This is a genomic window from Streptomyces sp. NPDC037401, assembly GCF_055602345.1.
Genome location: NZ_JBVJWO010000019.1, coordinates 29,796 through 51,980, shown reverse-complemented (window position 1 = coordinate 51,980; position 22,185 = coordinate 29,796). Strand labels below are relative to the sequence as shown.

The 22,185-nt window shown below is 73.5% G+C and carries 21 protein-coding genes; 14 read left to right on the top strand and 7 right to left on the bottom strand.

Translation table 11 applies throughout. The features are described from left to right. Positions 1 to 265 precede the first annotated feature (265 nt). Complete coding sequence (locus ACZ7H1_RS21585; protein WP_470788745.1) at positions 266 to 892, bottom strand: uridine kinase family protein; 627 nt, start codon at positions 890 to 892, stop codon at positions 266 to 268. A 109-nt stretch (positions 893 to 1,001) separates the two neighbouring features. Here ACZ7H1_RS21585 and ACZ7H1_RS21580 point away from each other — a divergent pair, with 109 nt between their 5' ends. From ACZ7H1_RS21580 to ACZ7H1_RS21550, 7 genes are all read left to right on the top strand, one after another. After that, the gene (locus ACZ7H1_RS21580) at positions 1,002 to 2,366 is read left to right on the top strand and encodes a peptidase C39 family protein (RefSeq protein WP_470788744.1); all 1,365 of its coding nucleotides are present in this window, start codon (positions 1,002 to 1,004) and stop codon (positions 2,364 to 2,366) included. Between the two features lie 104 nt (positions 2,367 to 2,470). After that, the gene (locus tag ACZ7H1_RS21575) at positions 2,471 to 2,893 is read left to right on the top strand and encodes an SPW repeat protein (RefSeq protein WP_470788742.1); all 423 of its coding nucleotides are present in this window, start codon (positions 2,471 to 2,473) and stop codon (positions 2,891 to 2,893) included. Positions 2,894 to 3,046: 153 nt separating this feature from the next. After that, positions 3,047 to 3,196, top strand: coding sequence for an SCO1431 family membrane protein (locus ACZ7H1_RS21570; RefSeq protein WP_470788740.1), 150 nt, complete (start codon positions 3,047 to 3,049; stop codon positions 3,194 to 3,196). Positions 3,197 to 3,275: 79 nt separating this feature from the next. Next, positions 3,276 to 3,917, top strand: a complete 642-nt coding sequence (locus ACZ7H1_RS21565) for a TetR/AcrR family transcriptional regulator (protein WP_470788739.1) — start codon at positions 3,276 to 3,278, stop codon at positions 3,915 to 3,917. A 193-nt stretch (positions 3,918 to 4,110) separates the two neighbouring features. Next, positions 4,111 to 5,283, top strand: a complete 1,173-nt coding sequence (locus tag ACZ7H1_RS21560) for an acyl-CoA dehydrogenase family protein (RefSeq protein WP_470788737.1) — start codon at positions 4,111 to 4,113, stop codon at positions 5,281 to 5,283. A gap of 507 nt (positions 5,284 to 5,790) precedes the next feature. Continuing rightward, positions 5,791 to 6,864, top strand: coding sequence for an Rv3169 family protein (locus ACZ7H1_RS21555; RefSeq protein WP_470788890.1), 1,074 nt, complete (start codon positions 5,791 to 5,793; stop codon positions 6,862 to 6,864). A gap of 77 nt (positions 6,865 to 6,941) precedes the next feature. After that, complete coding sequence (locus ACZ7H1_RS21550; protein WP_470788736.1) at positions 6,942 to 8,033, top strand: phosphotransferase family protein; 1,092 nt, start codon at positions 6,942 to 6,944, stop codon at positions 8,031 to 8,033. 18 nt (positions 8,034 to 8,051) lie between these two features. On the opposite strand, the gene ACZ7H1_RS21545 is transcribed toward ACZ7H1_RS21550, so the two are convergent. Next, entirely contained in the window at positions 8,052 to 8,498 is a 447-nt protein-coding gene (locus ACZ7H1_RS21545; protein WP_470788734.1) for a hypothetical protein, read from the bottom strand. Between the two features lie 214 nt (positions 8,499 to 8,712). Between ACZ7H1_RS21545 and ACZ7H1_RS21540 the strand changes: the two genes are divergently transcribed. The 4 genes from ACZ7H1_RS21540 to fxsA all read left to right on the top strand — a co-directional run bounded on the left by ACZ7H1_RS21540 (position 8,713) and on the right by fxsA (position 12,858). Continuing rightward, positions 8,713 to 9,153: an Lrp/AsnC family transcriptional regulator gene (locus tag ACZ7H1_RS21540; protein WP_226733531.1), complete on the top strand. Its 441-nt coding sequence runs from the start codon at positions 8,713 to 8,715 to the stop codon at positions 9,151 to 9,153. A gap of 116 nt (positions 9,154 to 9,269) precedes the next feature. Continuing rightward, complete coding sequence (locus tag ACZ7H1_RS21535) at positions 9,270 to 10,916, top strand: amidohydrolase (protein WP_470788733.1); 1,647 nt, start codon at positions 9,270 to 9,272, stop codon at positions 10,914 to 10,916. A gap of 440 nt (positions 10,917 to 11,356) precedes the next feature. Next, positions 11,357 to 12,178, top strand: a complete 822-nt coding sequence (locus tag ACZ7H1_RS21530) for a polyprenol monophosphomannose synthase (protein WP_470788732.1) — start codon at positions 11,357 to 11,359, stop codon at positions 12,176 to 12,178. Between the two features lie 104 nt (positions 12,179 to 12,282). Then, the gene (gene fxsA, locus ACZ7H1_RS21525; RefSeq protein WP_470788730.1) at positions 12,283 to 12,858 is read left to right on the top strand and encodes an FxsA family membrane protein; all 576 of its coding nucleotides are present in this window, start codon (positions 12,283 to 12,285) and stop codon (positions 12,856 to 12,858) included. A gap of 136 nt (positions 12,859 to 12,994) precedes the next feature. Here the strand turns inward: fxsA and ACZ7H1_RS21520 are convergent, their stop codons facing one another. From ACZ7H1_RS21520 to ACZ7H1_RS21510, 3 genes are all read right to left on the bottom strand, one after another. Continuing rightward, positions 12,995 to 13,369 carry an RNA polymerase-binding protein RbpA gene (locus tag ACZ7H1_RS21520; protein ID WP_003959706.1) on the bottom strand — a complete coding sequence of 125 codons (375 nt, stop codon included), beginning with the start codon at positions 13,367 to 13,369 and terminating at the stop codon, positions 12,995 to 12,997. 255 nt (positions 13,370 to 13,624) lie between these two features. After that, positions 13,625 to 15,055, bottom strand: coding sequence for an MFS transporter (locus ACZ7H1_RS21515; RefSeq protein ID WP_470788728.1), 1,431 nt, complete (start codon positions 15,053 to 15,055; stop codon positions 13,625 to 13,627). 94 nt (positions 15,056 to 15,149) lie between these two features. Next, positions 15,150 to 15,920: a glycerophosphodiester phosphodiesterase gene (locus ACZ7H1_RS21510; RefSeq protein WP_470788726.1), complete on the bottom strand. Its 771-nt coding sequence runs from the start codon at positions 15,918 to 15,920 to the stop codon at positions 15,150 to 15,152. A gap of 227 nt (positions 15,921 to 16,147) precedes the next feature. On the opposite strand from ACZ7H1_RS21510, the gene ACZ7H1_RS21505 reads away from it, so the two are divergent. Beyond that, positions 16,148 to 17,647: an SCO1417 family PLP biosynthesis transcription factor gene (locus ACZ7H1_RS21505; protein WP_470788725.1), complete on the top strand. Its 1,500-nt coding sequence runs from the start codon at positions 16,148 to 16,150 to the stop codon at positions 17,645 to 17,647. A 48-nt stretch (positions 17,648 to 17,695) separates the two neighbouring features. Here ACZ7H1_RS21505 and ACZ7H1_RS21500 read toward each other — a convergent pair whose 3' ends face one another. Both ACZ7H1_RS21500 and ACZ7H1_RS21495 read right to left on the bottom strand, forming a co-directional pair. Then, positions 17,696 to 19,345, bottom strand: coding sequence for a hypothetical protein (locus ACZ7H1_RS21500; RefSeq protein ID WP_470788723.1), 1,650 nt, complete (start codon positions 19,343 to 19,345; stop codon positions 17,696 to 17,698). A 37-nt stretch (positions 19,346 to 19,382) separates the two neighbouring features. After that, positions 19,383 to 19,577 (bottom strand): hypothetical protein, encoded by a 195-nt coding sequence (locus ACZ7H1_RS21495; RefSeq protein WP_226733415.1) that lies wholly within the window; start codon positions 19,575 to 19,577, stop codon positions 19,383 to 19,385. 308 nt (positions 19,578 to 19,885) lie between these two features. On the opposite strand from ACZ7H1_RS21495, the gene ACZ7H1_RS21490 reads away from it, so the two are divergent. Continuing rightward, positions 19,886 to 20,323: an ankyrin repeat domain-containing protein gene (locus tag ACZ7H1_RS21490; protein ID WP_470788721.1), complete on the top strand. Its 438-nt coding sequence runs from the start codon at positions 19,886 to 19,888 to the stop codon at positions 20,321 to 20,323. Between the two features lie 256 nt (positions 20,324 to 20,579). Next, complete coding sequence (locus tag ACZ7H1_RS21485; RefSeq protein ID WP_470788719.1) at positions 20,580 to 22,022, top strand: HEAT repeat domain-containing protein; 1,443 nt, start codon at positions 20,580 to 20,582, stop codon at positions 22,020 to 22,022. The last annotated feature ends 163 nt before the right edge of the window (positions 22,023 to 22,185 follow it).

The window sequence follows — 22,185 nt, the reverse complement described above, 5'->3', positions numbered from 1 at the left end:
ACGGTCCTTACGTAGGGTGCGACGGGCACTCGGCGCCCCGGGGCGCCGAGTGCCGTTCGTGACGCAGGGTGAACGAGTGGCGCGGGGGTCCGGCCCACCGGAGCGGGCGGCGGAAGGCAGAACGAAGCCCCCGATCACGGGGGAACAATCGGGGGCTTCGTGTCCGTGTCGGCCGGTTGGGGCCGCACATTCAGAACGTAAGGCCGTCGCGGCGCCCAGGTCAAGCGGGTGCGAGGGGCTGCCCGGGGCCAGTTTTGAGCGAGGATCAAACGGAGGGCATGTCGTCACCCTCGGTGACGAAAGTGGCCGCCTCCGGTGTCGCACCTGCCCCCGAAGACCACTCGTATCCCGTACGGCTCTGGCGTACCAGGGTGTCGGCGAAGGGGCGCGAAGGATCGCTCGCGAAGTGATCGAGCTCCGCGCGCTCCCATCCGTCCCAGAAGGCGGAAAGCGCGCTCCCGTCGCGCGCGCGTCCCCGCCCCCACGACTCGGCGCGCGGGGTCTCCATCCACAGCAGACGCGCCAGGTACGGGCGCAGGGCCCGGCGCCCGGTCCCCACGCCCTCGATCAGCAGCAGCGGCACCGGCTCCTGGACCCGGACCGGGCCGAACCGGCGCGCGACCCAGTCGTACGGCTGCCAGTGCGCGGCGCGCCCGGCGGCGAGCGGGTCGAGCACCTGCTCCCGGAAGCGGCCCGTCCAGGCGAACGGCTCCGCGTGCGTGGCCACGTCGTCGAGGTGCAGCACCGGCGCCCCGCCGAGCGCCTCGGCGAGCCGGCCCGCGAAGGTGCTCTTGCCCGAGCCCGCGTGCCCGTCGACGGCGACGAGCCGCACCGGGCCGCAGGAGGGCGGCAGGGCGGTCAGTTCGCGGGCAAGTGCGTCGAGGCGTTCCACCCGACCAGCGTACTTAGCCGGGACACGGCCCCATTGCCTGGCCGCGGGCGGCCGCGGACTGGGAAGGTGGCCGGACAGCCGTCCGGATCCGACTGGGGGTTCCCCGCCGATGACCGCTTCCACTCCGCGCCGGGCCGTCCTGGCCGCCGCGATCGCCGTCGCCGCGGCCGCCGCCGTGCCCGGGACCGTCCTGGCCGCGGCCGGCCCCCGCGCCGCCGCCCCGGCCCGCACCGTCGACAACCGCTTCTGGTACGGCCGCAGCCACTGGCGGGCCGGAATCCACGACGGAACCGGACCGGCCACCGGATCGCGGCCCGGACTGCAGATCGCGGTGGCCCTCGGCAGCACCGAGTACACCGATCCGCACACCGGCCGGACAAAGGAATGGGAGTACGCGCGCTGGTTCTCCCCGGTGCACCGCCCCGCCGTGCCCGCGACCGAGGTCATCGCCTCCTGGAACGCCCTCACCCCGCCCGGCACCTGGATCCAGGCCGACCTGCGGGCCGGCTACGGCGACGGCACCCGCAGCCCCTGGTACGTCATGGCCCGCTGGGCCTCCGGCGAGGACGACATCCGGCGCACGTCGGTCGACGGGCAGGGCGACGGCAAGAGCACCGTGTGGACGGACACCCTCGCGCTCGACCCCCCGGCCGCCGCCGCGGGCCTGCGGATGACCGACTGGCAGCTGCGGCTGACCCTGTACCGGACGCCCGGCACCCGGCGCTCTCCGGTGGTCCACCTGGCCGGGGCGATGGCCTCGGACGTCCCGGACCGCTTCGAGGTGCCCGCCGCGCCCGTCGCCACCGCCGCCGGGTCGGCGCGGGAACTGCCCGTGCCCCGGTACTCGCAGGAGATCCACAAGGGCCGGTACCCGCAGTACGACAACGGCGGCGAGGCCTGGTGCAGCCCCACCTCCTCGCAGATGACCATCGAGTACTGGGGGCGGGCCCCCAGCCCCGCCGAGCTCGCCTGGGTCGACCCCGCCTACGACGACCCGCAGGTGTGCCACGCGGCCCGCCAGACCTACGACCACCAGTACAAGGGCTGCGGGAACTGGCCCTTCAACGCCGCGTACGCCGCCACCTACCCCGGCCTGGCCGGGGTCGTCACCCGCCTGTGCTCCCTCGCCGACGCGGAACTGCTCGTCCGCGCCGGGATCCCGGTCATCACCTCGCAGTCCTTCCGGGAGGGCGAGCTGACCGGCGCGGGCTACGGCACCGCGGGGCACCTGATGACCGTGGTCGGCTTCACGCCCTCCGGGGACGTCGTCGCCAACGACCCGAACTCCGCCACCGACGAGGCGGTGCGCCGGATCTACCAGCGGCGCCAGTTCGAGAACGTCTGGCTGCGCACCAGGCGGTACAACGCCGCCGGCAAGGCGGTCTCGGGCTCGGGCGGGGTCTGCTACCTGTACGCACCGGCCCGTCCCAGTGCCTCCCAGATCAGGGCGCTGGCCGCGGTCGGAGTGCTCTGACCTGGCCTTCTGCGGACCGGATGACCAGCCGTTGACCAAGGGCGCCGGACAAGCGTTTCATAGGGGATAAAGGGCATATAAATGCTCCTGTAGGAGGGCCCGCCATGTCCATCCATCCCACCATCGAGCACCACCCCGACCTCGCCGAGATGCGCTCCCGGTTCGAGGCGGCGACCATCACCCCCCGCGCCCAGGCCGTGGAGACACTGGCCCTGCTCACGGGTGTCTTCCTGGCGGCCTCGCCGTGGATCGTCGGGTTCAGCAACCTGACTCCGCTGGCGATCTGCAACCTGATCACCGGCGCGGCGTACTGCCTGTTCATGGGCGGCCTGGGGTCCGCCTACGAGCGCACGCACTCCATGGCGTGGGCCGCCATAGCCATCGGTGCGTGGACGATCGTGTCGCCCTGGGTCATGGCGGGCGACATGAGCACGACGCGCAGCGTGTGGAGCAACGTCATCACCGGTGCGGTCGCGCTGCTGCTCGGCCTGGCGATGTCGTCCATGGCCGGCCGCAGAAGGGCCTGACCGGCACGCAGGAGGGCCCCGGCGCTGCGGCCGGGGCCCTTCGCGTGACGCGCGCCACGGGTGACCAACGTCTCTACCGCACCGGCCCGGATCGCTGGCACATTGGACGCACCGGGGGGACGTTCACAGCCCGACGAACCGATGTGAGACGCCATGACTGCGACCAGTGCCGCCCTGACCCGTGCCCGCAAGCTCGTCCGTACCGGGGGTCCCGGGGACGGGGCCAAGTGGCTCGAGCACGTGCTCGGCTGGACCCTTGTGGTCGTCCTGGCGATGTTCGTCACCCAGACCGGTCTGATGTGATCCCGAAGCGGGGAAACCGGGCCGGTTAGGTCTGCCATACTGCGGTCCATCCTGTGGCAGTTCGAGGCTAGGGCCGGTTTTGAGTCAACAGCGTGGTGCGACCGAGCGATCCCAGGTCCGGAGGGCCGAACTCATAGCGACGGGACGGCGGTTGTTCGCCGACACCGCGTACGACGCGCTCTCGATGGACGACATCGCCCGGCAGGCGGGCGTCGCCAAGGGCCTCATCTACTACTACTTCAAGAGCAAGCGCGGCTACTACCTCGCCATCGTCGAGGACTCGGTCGCCGAGCTCGTGGCCCGGGCGGGCAGCAACACCGAACTGCCCCGCGCCGAGCGGGTGCGCCGCACCATCGAGGGCTACCTGACCTTCGCCCAGCACCACCAGGCCGCCTACCGGACCATCGTCACGGGAGGCGTGGGCTCCGACGCGGAGGTGCTCGCCATCCGGGACGCCGTGCGCGAGGAGCTCGCCGCCACCATCGCCGAGGGAGCCTACGGCCGCCGTGCCGTGCCCCCGCTGGCCCGGCTGGCCCTCGTCGGGTGGCTGGGAGGTGTCGAGGACATCACCCTGGAGTGGATCGCGGAGGGCGCGCGCGCCGACGCACCGGACCGGGACCAGCTCGGAGCCATGCTCGTGCGCCTGCTGAGAGCGACTTTGACGGTGATCGAGGAATTCGTTCCCGAATGCCCGGCTCCGCCGGCCGCCGCAACCGTCTGACCGGCCCTTTCATCTCTTGAACCCGTGACGGAACTCCCGTCATCGGGCATACTCGGCCCCGCCGCAGCCGCTGATCAGCCGCTTTCGTGATCCGAAAGGGCAGCATCGGGTGCGAGAACCAGTACATCCGGCGGCGCGTGCTCACCCGGCCCGCGTCCGCTGCAGTTCCCGAACATGGGAGGAGAGCGCCGCCATGACCGACCGTGCCCCGCAGCCGGTGGACCGTCAGCTGCCCACCGAGGAGTCCCAGGACCTCCTCGCACTCGTCCGCGATATCGCCGACCGCGAGATCCGCCCGCACGCCGCCGAGCAGGAGGAGGCCGGGCACTTCCCCCGCGAGCTCTTCGCCCTGCTGTCCGAGTCGGGGCTGCTCGGGCTCCCGTACGGCTCGGAATTCGGCGGCGGCGAGCAGCCGTACGAGGTCTACCTCCAGGTCCTGGAGGAGCTGGCCGCGGCCCGGCTGACCGTCGGCCTCGGCGTCAGCGTGCACACCCTGGCCTGCCACGGGCTGGCCGGCTTCGGCACCAAGGAGCAGCAGGCGGAGTTCCTCCCGGCCATGCTCGGCGGCGGCCTGCTGGGCGCGTACTGCCTCTCCGAGCCCTCCTCCGGCTCCGACGCCGCCTCGCTGAGCACCAAGGCCGTCCGGGACGGCGACGACTGGGTCCTCAGCGGCACCAAGGCGTGGATCACCCACGGTGGGGTCGCGGACTTCTACACCGTGCTGGCGCGCAGCGGCGGCGAGGGCCCCCGCGGGATCACGGCCTTCCTGGTCCCGGGCGACGCCCCGGGGCTGAGCGCGGCCCTGCCCGAGAAGAAGATGGGCATGAAGGGCTCGCCGACGGCCCAGATCCACTTCGACGGCGTACGGGTCTCCGACCGCCGGCGCCTGGGTGACGAGGGTCAGGGCTTCACCCTGGCGCTCTCGGCCCTGGACTCCGGGCGCCTCGGGATCGCGGCCTGCGCCATCGGCGTGGCCCAGGCGGCCCTGGACGAGGCGCTCTCCTACGCGGCCGGGCGGAAGCAGTTCGGCCGGCCGATCGCGGACTTCCAGGGGCTGCGGTTCATGCTCGCGGACATGGCCACGAAGATCGAGGCGGGCCGGGCCCTGTACCTGGCGGCCGCGCGGCTGCGGGACGCGGGCAAGCCGTTCTCCCGGCAGGCCGCGATGGCGAAACTCTTCTGCACCGATGCGGCCATGAGCGTGACGACCGACGCCGTCCAGGTCCTCGGCGGCTACGGCTACACCGCGGACTTCCCGGCGGAGCGGCTGATGCGCGAGGCCAAGGTGCTGCAGATCGTCGAGGGCACCAACCAGATCCAGCGCATGGTGATCGCCCGCCACCTCGCGGGCCCCGAGTCGCGCTGAGCCGTGCGGGCGCGCCGGGCCGCGCGTCGGGCGGGTCCGGGCGGGAGCGCTCAGTACCGTCCGGCGCCGGGCCACACGGGTGTGGAGGTGAGCCGGGACCACTCGGGGTCGCGCCGACCCGGGAGGGTCCGGCCGTCGACGGCCCAGCGGTCGAGCAGGGCCCGGTAGATCGGCGGATCGGCAGGATGCTGATGAACCGATTCTTCGTAACCCGGGGGCGTCGGCCGGCGTCGGCGGCCGCTGGTGGACTGGAGCAGGGTCATGACCGGCCAACGCGAGGCCGGAGGGGCAGGTAATCGCCCAGGGGGGTCGGGGATCCGTTCGAGGTGTCCCCGGCCCCCCTTCCGCGTCTCGGCGAGCGGCACGACTATGGTCCCGGGCACGGTTTCTGACGTACCGTCAACTCCGCTCGTGCCGACCGTGCCGACCGTGCCCAGGAGGTTTGCCGTGCCCGCGGACCGCCCCATCGCCCTTGACGAGTACCCCGTCCACCAAGCGCCGTTGTCGATGAAGCACGTCGCGACGGGCGACCGGAACGCCTACGACCGCTGCATCTTCCACGTGTTCGACCATGAGGGCCGGGCCGTGCTGATCCTCGGCCTCGGCGTCTACCCCAACGCGGGGGTCATCGACGCCTACGCCACCCTGCGCCTCGGGGACGAACTGCTCGCCGTACGGGCCTCGGACGCGCTCGGCGACGACCGGATGAACCTGTCGGTGGGGCCGCTGAGGATCACCGTCGACGTTCCGCTGAAGCAGTTCACATTGCAATGTGACACGTCACCCGACGACCCAGACGGCCTCGCCTACGACCTCACCTGGACCGCCGACTTCCCCGCCCTCTGGGAACCGCACCACGTACAGCGCCGCGGAGACCGGCTCATGCTCGAGGGCCGCCGCTTCGTCCAGGCCGGCACCGTCACCGGCACCATCCGCGCGCGGGGCGAGGAGATCCGGCTCGCCCCGGGGGAGTGGACCGGCACCCGCGACCGCAGCTGGGGCGTGCGTCCGATCCCCGGCGAGGACGGCGGCCGGGCCGCCGAGGAGCTGCGCCCCGAGGGCTTCCACTGGCTCTGGATCCCCGTCCGCTTCGACGACCGCTTCCTCATGGTCGTCGTCCAGGAGGACGCGGACGGCCACCGCACGCTCAACGACGCCGTCCAGGTCTTCCCCGAGGGCAGCGGCCGCCGCGACGTCCAGCTCGGCTGGCCGCAGACCGACATCCGCTACCGCCCCGGCACCCGCCACCCCGTGTCCGCCGTCGTCCACCTCACCGACCCGGCCCGCAAGCCCCTCGAACTGGGCGTGGAGATCCTGGTCTCCTCCCCGCTCGCCGTCGGCGCGGGCTACCCGCCCGCCACCGACTGGCAGCACGGCAGCTGGCAGGGCCGCGGCTGGACCGACCGGCGGGCGTACGACCTCTCCGACCCGGCAGCCCACCCCATGGCGGCGTACGGCGTCACCGACCACTCGGCCCGCTTCACCCTCGACGGCCGGATCGGCCACGGCATCTTCGAGCACGGCTCGTTCGGCCGCCACGACCCGAGCGGCTTCACCGGCTACGACTCGGTCGCCCCCTGAGCCCGCGCCCGGCGCACCGGCGCCGGCGCACCGGCCCCGGCCACCACCCGAACCCACCGCAGCGGACAGGAGCACCCATGGCAACCGCGCCACGACCCCGCACCTCCACCCGCGAGCCCGAGGAGCTCGGCCGCCGCCTCGCCCGCTGGCTCGGCCGCGAACTCCCCGGCGCCGAGATCACCGGCGTCTCGGTGCCCGCCTCCAACGGCATGTCCAGCGAGACCCTGCTCTTCGACATCGAGCACCCCGACACCCCGCTCCGGGCCTGCGCCCTGCGCCTGGCCGCCGACCCGGCCGCCTACACCGTCTTCCCGTCGTACGACATGCCCCGCCAGCACCGCGTGATGAGCCTCGTCGCCGAGCACACGGACGTGCCCGTGCCCCGGGTCCAGTGGCTGGAAACGGACCCCGAGCCGCTCGGGGCCCCGTTCTTCGTGATGGAACGCGCCGAGGGCCGGGTCCCGCCGGACGTGATGCCGTACACCTACGAGGGCAACTGGCTGCACGCGGCCACCGACGCAGAGCGCGCCCGCCTGGAGGAGGCGAGCGTCTCGCTGCTCGCCCGGCTGCACGACCAGTTCCCCGCGAAAGAGGCGGAGTTCCTGCTGCCCCCGGGCAGCGGCAGCCCGCTGCGCCGCCACGTCGACGCCCAACGCGCCTACTACGACTGGGTGGTTCGCGGCCTGTCCCGGTCACCGCTCATCGAGCGCGCCTTCGACCGCCTGGAGGAGCTCTGGCCCGCGGACGAGGGACCGGCCGTGCTCAACTGGGGCGACGCGCGCATCGGCAACGTCATCTACGCGGGATTCGACCCGGTCGCCGTGCTCGACTGGGAAATGGCGGCGTACGCGCCGCGGGAGGTGGACCTCGGCTGGACGGTCTATCTCCACCGGTTCTTCCAGGATCTGACGGTCGGATTCGGCCAGACCGGACTGCCGGACTTCCTGCGCCGCGAGGCCGTCGAGAGCCGCTACGCCGAACTCACCGGCCACACCCCGCGCGACATGGAGTTCCACACGCTCTACGCCGCACTGCGGCACGGGATCGTGATGCTCAGGATCGCCTACCGGCAGGCGCACTTCGGCGAGGTCGAGGTCCCGGCGGACCCGGACGGACTGATCCTGCACCATGCCAGCCTGGCCGCCATGGTGCAGGGCACCTACTGGTGAACCGCCGGCGAACGGCGCTCAGGCCGCCTGCGCGTGGTGGCGCTGCCCCAGCTGCGGCTGCGTCAGTCTGACCGGGAGCGAGCCCGGACCGCCGACGTGCGAGAAGGGCTGCGTCCGCCAGTCCAGACCCTGAGGGAGCGTCAGGAGCACGAATCCGTCGAGCTCCTGGGGCTCCGGCTCGGCATCCTGCTCCTCGGCGGCCGGCGTCGCGGGGCGGCCGGTGCCCGGGCACACCGTGAGGCCGAAGGGGTTCCAGGGGCTCAGGCACAGGGCGTGCTCCGGCAGGAACTCCTCGTCCGCGACGAGGGCGATCGACTGGGTGCAGTCGGGGCAGACCGCGTGGTGGACCTCGAAGGACTCGGCGGACCACAGGTCGTCGCCGTGCCCGGGATCCTCCTCGTCGACGGGGTCGGCGAGATCGAGGGGCTCCGGTTCGGTGCGACCGGCGCGCTTGGTGTTCGGCATGGATGTACTCCCCCTTGGGTGGGCCGGGCGGGCATGTTCGGCCTCGGCCACAGCAAGCACTTCCCGTCGCGCGGCACGAGTAACCACAACACCCCGGGGTACGCCCGCATACCGTTGTGGCCTTCGTCACATGCCTGCTGCAGGTGCCTCGTACGGCCCGCCGCCACTGTGCCGGAGGCACTCCGGGGCAATAGGTTGGGCGGCTATGAGCGCAATGGAGGAACTGGACCGCCAGATCGTGGACCTGCTCGTCAGAGACGGGCGGATGAGCTACACGGACCTGGGCAAGGCCACCGGCCTGTCCACGTCGGCGGTCCATCAACGTGTACGCCGGCTTGAGCAGCGCGGCGTGATCCGGGGCTACGCGGCCGTCGTGGACCCCGAAGCCGTCGGCCTGCCGCTGACGGCGTTCATCTCGGTGAAGCCGTTCGATCTGAGCGCGCCCGACGACATCGCCGAACGCCTCGCCGGTGTCCCCGAGATCGAGGCCTGCCACAGCGTTGCGGGCGACGAGAACTACATCCTGAAGGTCCGGGTGGCGACCCCGCTCGAACTGGAAGACCTGCTGGGCCGGCTCCGCGCCCTCGCAGGGGTGTCCACCCGCACCACCGTGGTGCTGTCCACCCCGTACGAGGCCCGCCCGCCCCGCATCTGACCCCACCCGACCCCGGGCCGGTCTCCCGGCGGACTCCGTCCGGCCGCCCGCCCGACTGCCGCGTTCCCGGCCACCCCGTGCGGAACCGGCCGCCGGGAGGCGCGAGACTTGTCCGCATGACCCAGACCCCCGCAGGCCCCGCCGACGAAGCCGGAGCCGCCGCACCCCACCGCACCGTCCTGCTCCGCCGAGGCGAAGTGCACAGCCCCGCCGACCCCTTCGCCACCGCGATGGTCGTCGAGCGCGGGCACATCGCCTGGGTGGGCTCCGAAGGCGCCGCGGACGCCTTCGCCGACGGCGTGGACGAGACCGTCGACCTGGACGGCGCCCTGGTCACTCCCGCGTTCACCGACGCCCACGTGCACACCACCGCCGCGGGCCTGGCCCTGACCGGGCTGGACCTCACCGGCGCCCGCTCCCTGGGCGACGCCCTCGCGCTCGTACGCGACCACGCCGCCCGCCGCCCCGGCGACCGGGTCCTGCTCGGCCACGGCTGGGACGCGGCACGCTGGCCCGAGCGCCGGGCCCCGCACCGCCGCGAACTGGACGAGGCCGCCGCCGGCCGCCCCCTCTACCTCAGCCGGGTCGACGTGCACTCCGCCGTCGTCACCACCGCCCTCCTGGACCAGGTCACCGGCGTCCGGGACCGGCCCGGCTTCCTCGACGGCGAGCCGCTGACACGCGACGCCCACCACGCCGTACGGGCCGCCGCACTCGCGGCCGTCACCCCGGCCCAGCGCGAGGAGGCCCAGCGGGCCGCCCTGCGGCAGGCCGCCTCCCTCGGCATCGGGTCCCTCCACGAGTGCGGCGGCCCCGGCATCTCCTCCGAGGAGGATTTCACCGCCCTCCTGGACCTGGCCCGGCGCGAGAGCGGCCCGCGCGTCTTCGGCTACTGGGCCGAACAGGACGTCGCACGCGCCCGCGAGCTCGGCGCCGTCGGCGCGGCCGGTGACCTCTTCGTCGACGGCGCGCTCGGCTCGCACACCGCCTGCCTGCACGACGCGTACCGCGACGCCGCGCACACCGGCACCGCCTACCTGGACGCCTCCGACGTCGCGGCCCACGTCGCCGCCTGCACCGAGGCGGGCGTCCAGGCCGGATTCCACGCCATCGGCGACGCCGCCGTCTCCGCGGTCGTCGAGGGCGTGCGCAGCGCCGCCGGGAAGCTCGGCATCGCCCGGATCCGCGCCGCCCGGCACCGCGTCGAGCACGCCGAGATGATGGACGCGGCGAGCATCGCCGCCTTCGCCGAACTGGGCCTCACCGCCTCCGTCCAGCCCGCCTTCGACGCAGCCTGGGGCGGCGAGGACGGCATGTACGCCGAGCGGCTGGGCGCCGAGCGCGCCCGCACCCTCAACCCGTACGCGGCGATGCTGCGCGCCGGCGTCCCGCTCGCCTTCGGCTCGGACGCCCCCGTCACCCCGCTCGACCCCTGGGGCACGGTGCGCGCCGCCGCCTTCCACCGCACGCCGGAGCACCGGATCTCGGTCCGCGCCGCCTTCACCGCGCACACCCGCGGCGGCTGGCGCGCCCTGGGCCGCGACGACGCAGGCGTCCTGGTCCCCGGCGCCCCGGCCGACTACGCGCTCTGGCGTACCGAAGAGCTCGTGGTGCAGGCGCCCGACGACCGGGTGGCGCGCTGGTCCACCGACCCGCGCTCGGGCACCCCGGGCCTCCCGGACCTGACCCCCGGCCGTGACCTGCCGCTCTGCCTCGGGACGTACGTCGGCGGCCGGCCCGTGTTCGTACGGCCACAGGGGTGACGGCACCCGGGGCCGTTGCGCCGATCGATGTGCGCGCCCCCCGGTGCACCTGCTGCCCGGTCTCCGTACTGACCAGGCCCTTTTGAGGAAAAAGCCAGGTCAGGGGGGTGTTGACAGCGGGCCGCCGGGGGCGGGTAGGTTCTCCCGCGTCCACCACAGGACGTCCGACCCCGTCGAACCGCACCCGCAATGCAGCGCGCCCGCGCCTCGGGGGCGAGGGAAGGTTTTGCCGGGTCGGCGGGTGCGACCCGGGTGGGGCCCGGACGTCCAGTAGACAACGGCCCCGGCCGCCCGCAGCCAGTGAGCGCACCGGGCCGGCCCGAAGGGCTCCGGGCCCCGATCCGCCGCTCCCCGGGCCGCCTGGACCGCGTCGGCGCAAAGGCGCCCTCCGGCGCTCGCTAAGGTGGTGCTTCTGTGAACGGACGCGCAAAGGGGATTCAGTGAGCGACGGCGGTGAGCGGCGGTACGGACCGCTCGGCACGGCCCTGGTGATCATTCCGACCTACAACGAGGCGGAGAACATCAGGCCGATCGTCACCCGGGTGCGCGCCGCGGTGCCCGAGGCCCACATCCTCGTGGCCGACGACAACAGCCCGGACGGCACCGGCAAGATCGCCGACGAGCTCGCCGCCGAGGACGACCGGGTCCGGGTCCTGCACCGCAAGGGCAAGGAGGGGCTCGGCGCCGCCTACCTCGCGGGCTTCCGCTGGGGCATCGAGCACGGCTACGGCGTCCTGATCGAGATGGACGCGGACGGATCGCACCAGCCGGAGGAGCTGCCCCGGCTGCTCACCGCGCTCAAGGGTGCGGACCTGGTGCTCGGCTCCCGCTGGGTGCCCGGCGGCCGGGTGGTCAACTGGCCCCGGCACCGTCAGTTCCTCTCCCGCGGCGGCAGCACGTACTCGCGGCTGATGCTCGACGTGCCGATCCGGGACATCACCGGCGGCTTCCGGGCCTTCCGCAAGGAGACCCTGGAGGGGCTGGGCCTGGACGAGGTCGCCTCGCAGGGCTACTGCTTCCAGGTCGACCTGGCCCGGCGGGCGGTCGAGGCGGGCTTCCACGTGGTGGAGGTTCCGATCACGTTCGTGGAGCGCGAGTTCGGCGACAGCAAGATGAGCCGGGACATCGTGGTCGAGGCCCTCTGGCGGGTCACGGCGTGGGGCGTGGGCACCCGGGCCTCCCAGATCCTGGGCATGGCGAAGGGCAAGGAGCAGGGCAAGGAGCAGGGCAAGGAGCAGGGCAGGGGCACCAGGCGCCCCTGAGGCTCCCGTGGCCCGAGGGGGCTCCCGAGGCGCCGGAGGACTCTCCCCGGAGCCCTGGAGGGGCCCTGAACCCGCTTTTACGGCGGGCGCGGCACACTGGAGGCATGACGACCGGCGTACCCACCTCGACCGCCCGCAGGCGCTCGCGCGCCCGCAACCTCGCCCCCCTGGCCGTCGCCGCCTGGCTCCTGCTGGAGATCTGGCTGCTGATCCTGGTCGGCGGGTGGATCGGCGGACTGGGCGTGGTGGCCCTGCTCGCCGGCGGGTTCGTGCTCGGCGCGGTGGTCATCAAGCGGGCCGGACGGCGCGCTTTCAAGAACCTGACCGAAACGTTCCAGCAGGCGCAGGCCCAGGCGGCTGCCGGGGCCGTGCCCGAACCCCGCGCCACGGGCCAGGGCAACGGCCTGACGATGCTGGCCGGGCTGCTGCTGATCATGCCGGGCCTGGTCTCGGACGCCGCCGGCCTGCTGCTCCTCCTGCCGCCGGTGCGCCGCCTGGTCTCCAAGGCCGCGGGGCGCTCCCTCGAGCGCCGGATGACCGCCGCCGCGCCCGGCAGCCTCGGCGACGCCTTCCAGCAGGCGCGGATCCACTACCCGGACGGCAAGATCGTCCAGGGCGAGGTCATCCGCGAGGACCGCCCGCCGGCGCCCCCGCAGCAGCAGCCGCCGCTGACCCCCTGACCCGGGGCTGACCCGGGTCGGCCGTGTGCGCGGTCCGCGCAACCGAGGCCGCGTCCGCGCAACGCAAAAGCCGCGGGGCTCTGCCACTGAGAGTGGCAGAGCCCCGCGGCTCTCGTGTGCGCTGTGCGCGCCCGCGCTAGGCGGACTTGCGGCTGTCCCGCGGATGCACGGCGATGTTCATGGCGCCGGACCGGAGGACCGCCAGCCGTTCGGCCAGCACCTCCTCCAGCTCTTCGCGGGTACGCCGCTCCATGAGCATGTCCCAGTGCGTTCGCGCAGGCTTGCCCTTCTTCTCTTCGGGCCCGTCCCCGTCCACCAGGAGTGCCTGGGCGCCGCACGCCTTGCACTCCCACTCCGGCGGAATTTCCGCCTCAACCGAGAACGGCATCTCAAATCGATGTCCGTTCTGGCATGCGTACTCCACCGCCTGGCGCGGGGCCAGATCGATGCCGCGGTCCGTCTCGTAGCTGGTAACCACGAGTCGCGTGCCGCGGAGAGCTCGCTCACTCATGAATCGTGCCTCCCGGGCTTGTCGCCCACAGGACAGGTGTCGCTGTCGTCGTCATCCGGTCAACGTCCGGTCGGCGGTATAGATTCCCGCTCCGGGTCATGCGTCGCCCGTCGTGCCGCCCCTTGTTGTACCCACCAATGCCCGTTTTGTCACATCTGGCAGCAGATGTCACCCAGCGTTTTCACTTCATCAGCACGCAGTAACGGTCCGCCTGGCAGGCCAAAGGCGTACACTACCGGCCTTTTACTTCGACGTCTAAATCCGGTCCGGAACCGGGTTTCCGGCCGCCTCCACGGCCTGCCGCACGGGCACCCGTGCGAGCAGCGCGAACCCCAGTGCGAAGAAGGCCACGAGCGAGATGATCGCGTCCCGGTAGCTGCCCGTCAGCTGGTACGTGAGACCGAACACCAGCGGCCCCACCCAGCTCACCCCGCGGTCGCTGATCTCGTACGCCGAGAAGTACTCCGCCTCCTTTCCGCGCGGCACCAGGTGCGAGAACAGCGAGCGCGACAGCGCCTGGCTCCCGCCCAGCACCAGCCCGATCATGGCGGCCAGCGCGAAGAACCACACCGGCGCCCCGGCGGGCAGGAAGTACCCGGCGCCCAGCGTCAGCGTCCACGCCGCCAGCGAGCCCATGATCGTCCGCTTCGCGCCGTAGGTCCGGGCCAGCCGCCCCATCCCCAGTGCCCCCGCCACCGCCAGCACCTGGACCAGTAGCACCGCCACGATCAGCGTGGACTGCTCCAGGTCCAGTTCCTCGGAGCCGTAGACGGAGGCCTGGGAGATCACCGTCTGCACGCCGTCGTTGTAGACGAGGTACGCGAGCAGGAACGACAGCGTCAGCGGATGCTTGCGCATGTCCTTGAGCGTGGCCACCAGCTGCTTCCAGCCCGTGCCGACGGCCTCCGCGCCCGGCTCGCGCACCACCGCGCGGTCGCGCAGCCGCCGCAGCGGGACGATCGCGAAGGCGCCCCACCACAGCCCCGCCGAGGCCAGGCAGATCCGCACCGCCGCCCCCTCGGACAGGCCGAAGGACTCGTGCCCCTGGTAGAGCACCAGGTTCAGTACGAGCACCAGCGCGCCCGAGGTGTACCCGAACGCCCAGCCGCGCGAGGAGACCGCGTCGCGCTCCTCGGGACCGGCGATCTGCGGCAGGTAGGCGTTGTAGAGCACCATCGAGACGGCGAGCGAGGCGTTGGCCACGATCAGCAGCAGCCCGCCCAGCAGGTACCGGTCGCCGTTCAGGAAGAACATGCCCACCGTCGCCGTGGCGCCGGTGTACGCGGCCGCCGCCAGCAGCGGCTTCTTCCGGCCCGTACGGTCCGCGACCGCGCCCACCAGCGGCATCACCAGCACCGCCACGATCACCGAGACCGAGACCGTGTACGCGAAGAAGGACCCGGCGCGCACCGGCACGCCCAGCGGGTGCACGAAGCCCTCGGCGTCCGCCGCGGCCTTGGCGACCGCCGTCAGATAGGGGCCGAGGAACACCGTCAGCACGCTCGTGGAGTACACCGAGCACGCGAAGTCGTAGAAGTACCATCCGTGCTGCTCGCGGCGGCGCTCCGCGGCCGCGCCCGCCGCCGCCTCCGCGGCGCCCGGCCCATCCGGCCTGACCGGCCCATCCGGTCTGACCGGTCCGTCCGGTCCGGCGGGGCCGCCGGGGCCGTCAGGTCCTGCGGTCACCCCCGCAGGATCCGTGTTCTCAGCACTCACGGTGCCCCCTCGCTGGTCCCCGTACGGCACCGGTGGCGGGGCCGCGCGCGCGGGCCGGGACGTGTCAGGCCCAGGCCCCGCGTCGGTCCAGCACCGTGCGCAAGATGTCGATCCGGTCGGTCATGATGCCATCGACTCCCAGGTCCAGGAGCGCTTCCATACGTTGCGGATCGTTCACGGTCCACACGTGGACCTGGAGCCCGCGCGCGTGTGCGGTGTCCACGAAGCGCCGGTCCACCACGCGGATGCCCGACTGGACCTCCGGCACCTGCGCCGCGACCGCCCCGACCCGCAGGGCCGCCGGGATCGACAGCGACCGCAGCCGCAGCCCCACCACCCCGCGCACGCCGTACGAGGTGGCGAGCCGCGGACCCGCGATCCGCTGCGCCCGCGCCACCCGCCCCTCCGAGAACGAGCCCACGCAGACCCGGTCCCAGGCCCGCGTGCGGCTGATCAGGTCGATCAGCGGGTACAGGGCCGGCTCGGACTTCACGTCGATGTTCCAGCGGGCCTCCGGGAACTCCTCGAGGAGCTCCTCGAAGAGCGGCAGCGGTTCCTTGCCCGCCACCAGGGCCCGGCTGACCTCGTCCCAGGGCAGGTCCGAGATCCGCCCCGAGGCGTCCGTCACGCGGTCCAGGGTCGAGTCGTGGAAGGCGACCAGCTTCCCGTCGGCCGTCGTGTGCACGTCGGTCTCGAAGTAGCGGTAGCCGGCGCCGGAGGCCCGGCGGAAGGCGGTCACGGTGTTCTCGAGGCCGTCCGCCGCCCCGCCGCGATGGGCGAACGGGATCGGGGCGGGGTGGTCGAGATACGGATGGCGGGGGCGTACGTGCGTCACGGCGGCAGTATCCACCCTCGGCGGGGCGGCCGCCGCGGCAGGCACGGGCTGGGCGGGGCCGGCAGGCAGGGGTCCGGCAACGGGCCGGCCGGCGTTCGGCAGCCGGTCCTGCAGCCGAGTGGACGGCCCCCTGGCGGGAGTGGACCGCACCATGACACCCTGGAGGCGCTTTTGGATCCCTTCCGACCCCTCCTGCCAGGCCAATCCCGCGAAGGTGGACCCTCATCATGGCTCAGTGGACCTCGGCCGTCGGTGCGGCGCAGCTCGCCCGGCTGATCACCTCCCAGCAGCCCCGGCCCGCCGCGCCCGGCGCCCGCAAGCCCCCGGCGTACCGCTCGCTCGCCGACGGCATCCGGCTCCTGGTGCTCGAAGGCCGCGTCCCGGTCGCCGCCCGGCTGCCCGCCGAGCGGGAGCTCGCCCAGGCCCTGGAGGTCAGCCGCACCACCGTGGCGGCCGCCTACGAGGCCCTGCGCTCGGAAGGCTTCCTGGAGTCCCGGCGCGGCGCGGGCAGCTGGACGTCCGTACCGGCCGGGAACCCGCTGCCCGCCCGCGGACTCGAACCGCTGCCGCCCGAGGCCCTCGGCTCGATGATCGACCTCGGCTGCGCCGCGCTCCCGGCGCCCGAGCCGTGGCTGACGCGCGCGGTCCAGGGCGCGCTGGAGGAACTGCCGCCGTACGCGCACACGCACGGCGACTACCCGGCCGGACTCCAGGTGCTGCGCCGGATGCTGGCCGACCGGTACACGGCCCAGGGCATCCCGACCATGCCCGAGCAGATCATGGTGACGACGGGCGCGATGGGTGCGATCGACGCCATCTGCCACCTCTTCGCGGGGCGCGGCGAGCGGATCGCCGTCGAGTCGCCGTCGTACGCGAACATCCTCCAGCTGATGCGGGCGGCGGGGGCCCGGCTGGTGCCGGTGGCGATGGCCGACGCCCTGGGCGGCTGGGACCTGCCCGTCTGGCGGCAGGTCCTGCGGGACTCCGCCCCGCGGCTCGCGTACGTCGTCGCCGACTTCCACAACCCGACGGGCGCCCTGGCCGACGAGGAGCAGCGGCGGGCGCTGGTCGAGGCGGCCCGCTCGGCCGGCACGGTGCTGGTGGTGGACGAGACGATGACCGAGCTGTGGCTGGAGCCGGGGCTCGAGATGCCGCGGCCGGTGTGCTCCTTCGACCCGGCGGGCAGCACCGTCATCACGGTCGGCTCGGCCAGCAAGGCGTTCTGGGCGGGCATGCGGATCGGCTGGGTCCGGGCGGCCCCGGACGTGATCCGCAGCCTGGTCGCGGCCCGCGCGTACGCCGATCTGGGCACGCCGGTGGTCGAGCAGCTGGCCGTCAACTGGCTCATGAGCACGGGCGGCTGGGAGCAGGCCGCCGAGCTGCGCCGGACCCAGGCCCGCGAGAACCGCGACGCGCTGGTGGCCGCGGTGCGGCGGGAGCTGCCGGACTGGGAGTTCGAGGTGCCGCGCGGCGGACTGACCCTGTGGGCGCGGGCGGGCGGGCTGTCCGGCTCCCGGCTGGCCGAGGTGGGCGAGCGCGTCGGAGTGCGGGTGCCGTCGGGACCGCGCTTCGGTGTGGACGGCGCGTTCGAGGGGTACGTACGGCTGCCGTTCACGGTGGGCGGTCGGGTGGCCGACGAGGCGGCCGTACGGCTGGCCACGGCGGCCCGGCTGGTCGCCACGGGCGCCGGCGCGGGATCCGACGCCCCGCGCACCTTCGTGGCCTGACCGCCGGCCGGGCAGGCGCAGCCCGGCGGGCGTTCTCAGGGGGCGTTCTCAGCGGGCGTTCTCGGCGGCGCCGACCTCGGGGATCCCGGAGGCGTCGGCGGGCGCGGGCTGCGCCGCGACCACCTCCGCCGGTCCCGGCTCGTCCGGGGCGTGCGGCTGCTCCTTGAGCGCAGTCGGCACCTGGGGGCCGGGCATCCGGCGCTCCGGGAGCAGGTCGAGCACGGCCTGCCGGTGGAGCGGGCTCGTCGTCTCGTCGTACGGGTCCGGCGTGGCCGGGACCTGGAGCCGGTGGACGGGGCCGGAGCCCAGCCGGGCGTAGCCGCGCCCCGGAGGGACCTCGGCGGTCGGGGTGGTGTGCGGGGGCGCGCCGAGCACCGCCGCGACCTGGCCGGCGGAGGCCGGACCTAGCACGACACGGGCCCGGGTGTGCGCGAAGACGGCGTCGCCGAGGAGTTCCAGGTTCTCGAACTGCTCGGCCACCACCACGGTGACGTGGGCGGCGCGGCCGTGCCGCAGGGCGACGTCGAGCCGGGAGAGCGGGTCGGGGCGGCCGTCCGCGGCGGCGAGGTGGCCGAGCACGCTCGGCCGGTCGAGCAGGATCCACAGCGGCCGCAGGGTGTCCTCCGGGGCCGGCCGGCCCGCCTGGCGGGCCCGGTTGGCCGCGATCAGCCGGCGTTCGGTTTCGTTCGCGGCCCACTCGAGGGTGGCCAGGGCGCCGGTCAGGCCGCACTCGACGGCCAGGACGCCGTCGCGGCCGGTCAGGCAGGCGTACTCGCCGTGCCCACCGCCCTCGACGATCAGCACGTCGCCGTGGCGCAGGGCCTGGAGGGCGAGCGAGCGCAGCAGGGTGGAGGTGCCGCTGCCGGGCTGGCCCACGGCCAGCAGGTGCGGCTCGGTGGACCGGGCGCCCGTACGCCACAGCACCGGCGGGACGTCGCGCTGCTCCTCGCCGTCGAGCACGGGCAGGGTGCGCTGCACCCCGCCCGGGTCGGTGAAGCCGAGCACGGTCTCGCCGGGGGAGGTCACGAACGGCTGGGCGGCGATCCCCGTCGGCAGCGCCGCCAGGACGCTGAGGTCGAGCTGGTTGCCCTCCTCGTCCCAGACGAAGAGGTACTCGCGCCCGCGCCCGGACTTCGCGTGCAGCAGCTGCTCGATCCGGGCCCGTGCGGTGGGCTCCCCGTCGGTGAAGTAGGCCGGGTAGCGGATGCGCAGCCGGGTGATGCGCCCCGCCTCGTCGAACTCGTGGTCGGTCAGGGCCTTGTCCCATTCGCCGCCGTGGGCGAAGAGCGGGGCCGGGTCCTCGGGGAGGGAGAAGTACGGCACGAGGGCTTCGTAGAGGGCCGCGAGCCGTTCGGACTCCGCCTCGGTGGGACCGGTCCGCACCGGTGTGCGGTCCCGTCCCTGCCAGGCGGCGGCGCCCATGACCGTGACGAGGGCCAGCAGAGGCCCGTACGGGATGAGCGCGACGACCAGGACGCAGGCGGCGGCCAGGAAGAGCGTGGGACCGCGCTTGTCCTTGGGGGTGGCGGACCATGTGCGCCGCCCGGCGGCAGCCAGGAGGCGCAGCCCGCGTCCGATGGTCAGCAGGGGGTGGATGACGTCCGTGGCACTGTCGGCCGCTGTGCGCGCGATCTCGCGGCCCCGGGCCAGCGAAGCAGTGCCGCCGGTGAGGATGCGGGGGAGTGGTCGCCGGGCCACGGGCGTCTCCTGGAATTGTCGGGTCGAGCGGGCGGGATCAGAGCTTGATGCCGCCGAGGAGCGAGGCGATGCTGGCCGTGCTGGCCGTGATGCTGGGGGCGATGGCGGAGCCTGCGAGGAAGAAGCCGAAGAGCGCGCAGACGAACGCGTGCGACAGCTTCATCCCGTCCTTGCGGAAGAAGAGGAAGCAGATGATGCCGAGCAGCACCACGCCCGAGATGTTGAGGACCATGGGAAGTTCTCCTGGTTGATGGGGACAGTCACCATGAGTACTTCCAGGCTCACAGCAAGTATCAATGCGACAAAAGGTGCATCTGGGTGAATAAGTCGGTATTTCACTTGACCGGCTCAGCTCGGCTGGCGTGGAGGGCATGTGGGTGATCCGTGCTGATCTTTACCTCTGGGGAGTCCTGTCATGTCCCGTGACGGGCAGTACCCTGTCGATTCACCCGTACGGCCCCGGTGCCGTACCGCCCCGCCCTCCAGGGCCCGGGGCGACTCCACACCAGCAGCGGCAGAGGTTGAAAGGCGGCATGTCCGATGAGTGAGCAGCACTCCCAGGGTTCCTCCCGGGTTCCCCCTCAGGGTGCCGGAGCCCCCGACGAGGACGTCGTCGAGCTCGCCACCAAGATCTTCGACCTGGCCCGGCAGGGCGACGCCGCGGCCCTCGCCGCGTACGTCGACGCCGGCGTGCCGGCGAACCTCACCAACGACCGCGGCGACACCCTCGTGATGCTCGCCGCGTACCACGGCCACGCCGAGGCCGTCACCGCCCTCCTCCAGCGCGGGGCCGAGGCCGACCGCGCCAACGACCGCGGGCAGACGCCGCTGGCCGGAGCCGTCTTCAAGGGCGAGGAGTCCGTCATCCGCGCGCTGCTCGCGGGCGGTGCCGACCCGAATGCGGGCACGCCGTCCGCCGTGGACACGGCGCGGATGTTCGGCAAGACCGATCTCGTGGAGCTGTTCGGGGCCCACTGAAGCCCCCCGGGGGAGCGCTGCACCGCAGGGGAGGCCGTAAATGTGGTCGCGGTGCACAAACCGGCTGGGTCATCATGGCGACGGATCCGGAGAGCACCCCGAAGTACGGGGTACGGGGGAGCTCCGGACAGCGACGAAAGAGAGAAGGACATGGTCTACATCGAGCGGAAGACGGCGGGCGCCCCGACATGCTGTTACGCGGCCACGTGAATCCCGATTCCCGGTCGCGTCCCCAGCTTGATTTGAGGCCATTCCCATGTTCGAACCAGTCATAGCGCCGAGCGGCACGCTGCTCGGCCTCCTCCAGAGAGGCCGTGGCGACGGCACGCTGCACGCCCTCGCGGCGCCGCGCGCGGAAGCGCTGGCGGCTCTGAACCTGTGCGTCCTGCGCGATCCGCGCCGCGACTGGCAGGTCGAGAACCGCTCCCTGTACTACGCCCGCCTGTACCTCGACCTCGACGGCGACCTGGCGGAGATCGAGGCGCACCTCTTCTGCGCCCAGGACGTCATGGACGCCGTCGGACCCGCCGGTGACGGCGATGCCGACGGCGACCGGGACGCCGAGGGCCGTACGGGCCTCGCCCTGTCCGTCCTCGGACACCTGGCGTCCTACGGGCGCACCGACGCGCTCCGGCTGCTGCGCCGGTACGCCGCCGCCGGGGCGAACTGGTCCTGGGCACTGGACGAACTGGCCCTGCGCGACGACGACGCCGGGCTGCGCGCCCTGGCCGGACCGGTGCTCGCCCGCTTCCCGGAGGGCCTCGGCGGCGCGGCGCGGCTGGCCGCCGCCGTGCGCGACGCCTACGAGCCGCGTCCGTGGCGCCTGTGGGAGGAGATGCCCGCGTACGGCGCCCGCCTGCGCGCGGCCCGGGAGCAAGGCTCCTTCGAGCGCTGGCAGCGCCAGCTCACCCCCTCCGGGCCGCGGCCCGGCTGGGGAGTCCAGGCGGTGTTCGAGTGGGCCGAGGACGGCTTGCGGCGGGGCACCCCGCTGCACGTCCCCGCGGCCCGCTGCCTGGCCGCGGTGGCCGCCCCGGAGGACCGGGACGAGATCCTCGCCGCGGCCGCCGGAGCGGCCGGAGAAGCCGCACGGGCCACCGCCCTGCACCACCTCGTCGTGGCCGAGCCGGAGAACCCGGCCGTCCTCGACCTGATCGAGGCCGCCGCGGACGAACCGGCCGTCGCGGCCTACGAACGCATGTGCGGCGAGGCCGCACTGGACCGGGCCCGGGCCTGGATCCACCGCCCCGACGCGCTCGGGGCGGCCGCCGGCCGCACCCTGGCCACCCGCGGCGGCGCCGGGGACGCCCCGCTGGTGCTCGGCGCCCTGCGCGAGACCGTCCGCGGGGACGGGCCCGACGCCGCCGGGCTCTACGCCCTCGTGGACGGGGCGTGCCGGCTGTCGATCGGCTGCGCGGCGCCCGTACTGCGCCACGTCTACCGCGAAACCTCCTCCTCCCACCTGCGCGGCCGCACGGCCCGAGCCCTCGCCGCCACCGACCCCTCCTTCGCGGCGGGCTTCGCGGTGGAATGCCTGTGGGACTGCGAGGAGAGCACCCGCGAGGTGGCCGCCCGGCACGCGGCCACGGGCGACGCCCGCGTCGTCGACCGCCTCCGCCGCCTGGCCGCGGATCCGGCCGAGGAGGAGGACGTCCAGTCCGCGGTCCGGAGCCGGATCACTCCCGATCCGCAGCCGATGTAGCCGCTACGGGCCCCACGAAGCGGCCCGCGCACACCCGGAGGCGGGGGGCCCCCCGGCGCCCCCCCCCCCTTGGCTCCTGGTCTCCCGCCCGGCCCGGGGTCCCCACCCGTGTTTGCAAGGGCTTCCCTCCCCAGGGGCCATCCCCGGGGGGTCGCACAGAGTG

Excerpts from the sequence above, each read along its gene's own strand:
- ACZ7H1_RS21550 (WP_470788736.1), top strand. The coding sequence starts at position 6,942 with ATGGCAACCGCGCCACGACCCCGCACCTCCACCCGCGAGCCCGAGGAG.
- ACZ7H1_RS21560 (WP_470788737.1), top strand. The coding sequence starts at position 4,111 with ATGACCGACCGTGCCCCGCAGCCGGTGGACCGTCAGCTGCCCACCGAG.
- ACZ7H1_RS21570 (WP_470788740.1), top strand. The coding sequence starts at position 3,047 with ATGACTGCGACCAGTGCCGCCCTGACCCGTGCCCGCAAGCTCGTCCGT.
- ACZ7H1_RS21520 (WP_003959706.1), bottom strand. The coding sequence starts at position 13,369 with ATGAGTGAGCGAGCTCTCCGCGGCACGCGACTCGTGGTTACCAGCTAC.
- ACZ7H1_RS21495 (WP_226733415.1), bottom strand. The coding sequence starts at position 19,577 with ATGGTCCTCAACATCTCGGGCGTGGTGCTGCTCGGCATCATCTGCTTC.
- ACZ7H1_RS21545 (WP_470788734.1), bottom strand. The coding sequence starts at position 8,498 with ATGCCGAACACCAAGCGCGCCGGTCGCACCGAACCGGAGCCCCTCGAT.
- ACZ7H1_RS21540 (WP_226733531.1), top strand. The coding sequence starts at position 8,713 with ATGGAGGAACTGGACCGCCAGATCGTGGACCTGCTCGTCAGAGACGGG.
- ACZ7H1_RS21485 (WP_470788719.1), top strand. The coding sequence starts at position 20,580 with ATGTTCGAACCAGTCATAGCGCCGAGCGGCACGCTGCTCGGCCTCCTC.
- fxsA (WP_470788730.1), top strand. The coding sequence starts at position 12,283 with ATGACGACCGGCGTACCCACCTCGACCGCCCGCAGGCGCTCGCGCGCC.
- ACZ7H1_RS21575 (WP_470788742.1), top strand. The coding sequence starts at position 2,471 with ATGTCCATCCATCCCACCATCGAGCACCACCCCGACCTCGCCGAGATG.
- ACZ7H1_RS21505 (WP_470788725.1), top strand. The coding sequence starts at position 16,148 with ATGGCTCAGTGGACCTCGGCCGTCGGTGCGGCGCAGCTCGCCCGGCTG.
- ACZ7H1_RS21580 (WP_470788744.1), top strand. The coding sequence starts at position 1,002 with ATGACCGCTTCCACTCCGCGCCGGGCCGTCCTGGCCGCCGCGATCGCC.
- ACZ7H1_RS21535 (WP_470788733.1), top strand. The coding sequence starts at position 9,270 with ATGACCCAGACCCCCGCAGGCCCCGCCGACGAAGCCGGAGCCGCCGCA.
- ACZ7H1_RS21555 (WP_470788890.1), top strand. The coding sequence starts at position 5,791 with ATGAAGCACGTCGCGACGGGCGACCGGAACGCCTACGACCGCTGCATC.
- ACZ7H1_RS21490 (WP_470788721.1), top strand. The coding sequence starts at position 19,886 with ATGAGTGAGCAGCACTCCCAGGGTTCCTCCCGGGTTCCCCCTCAGGGT.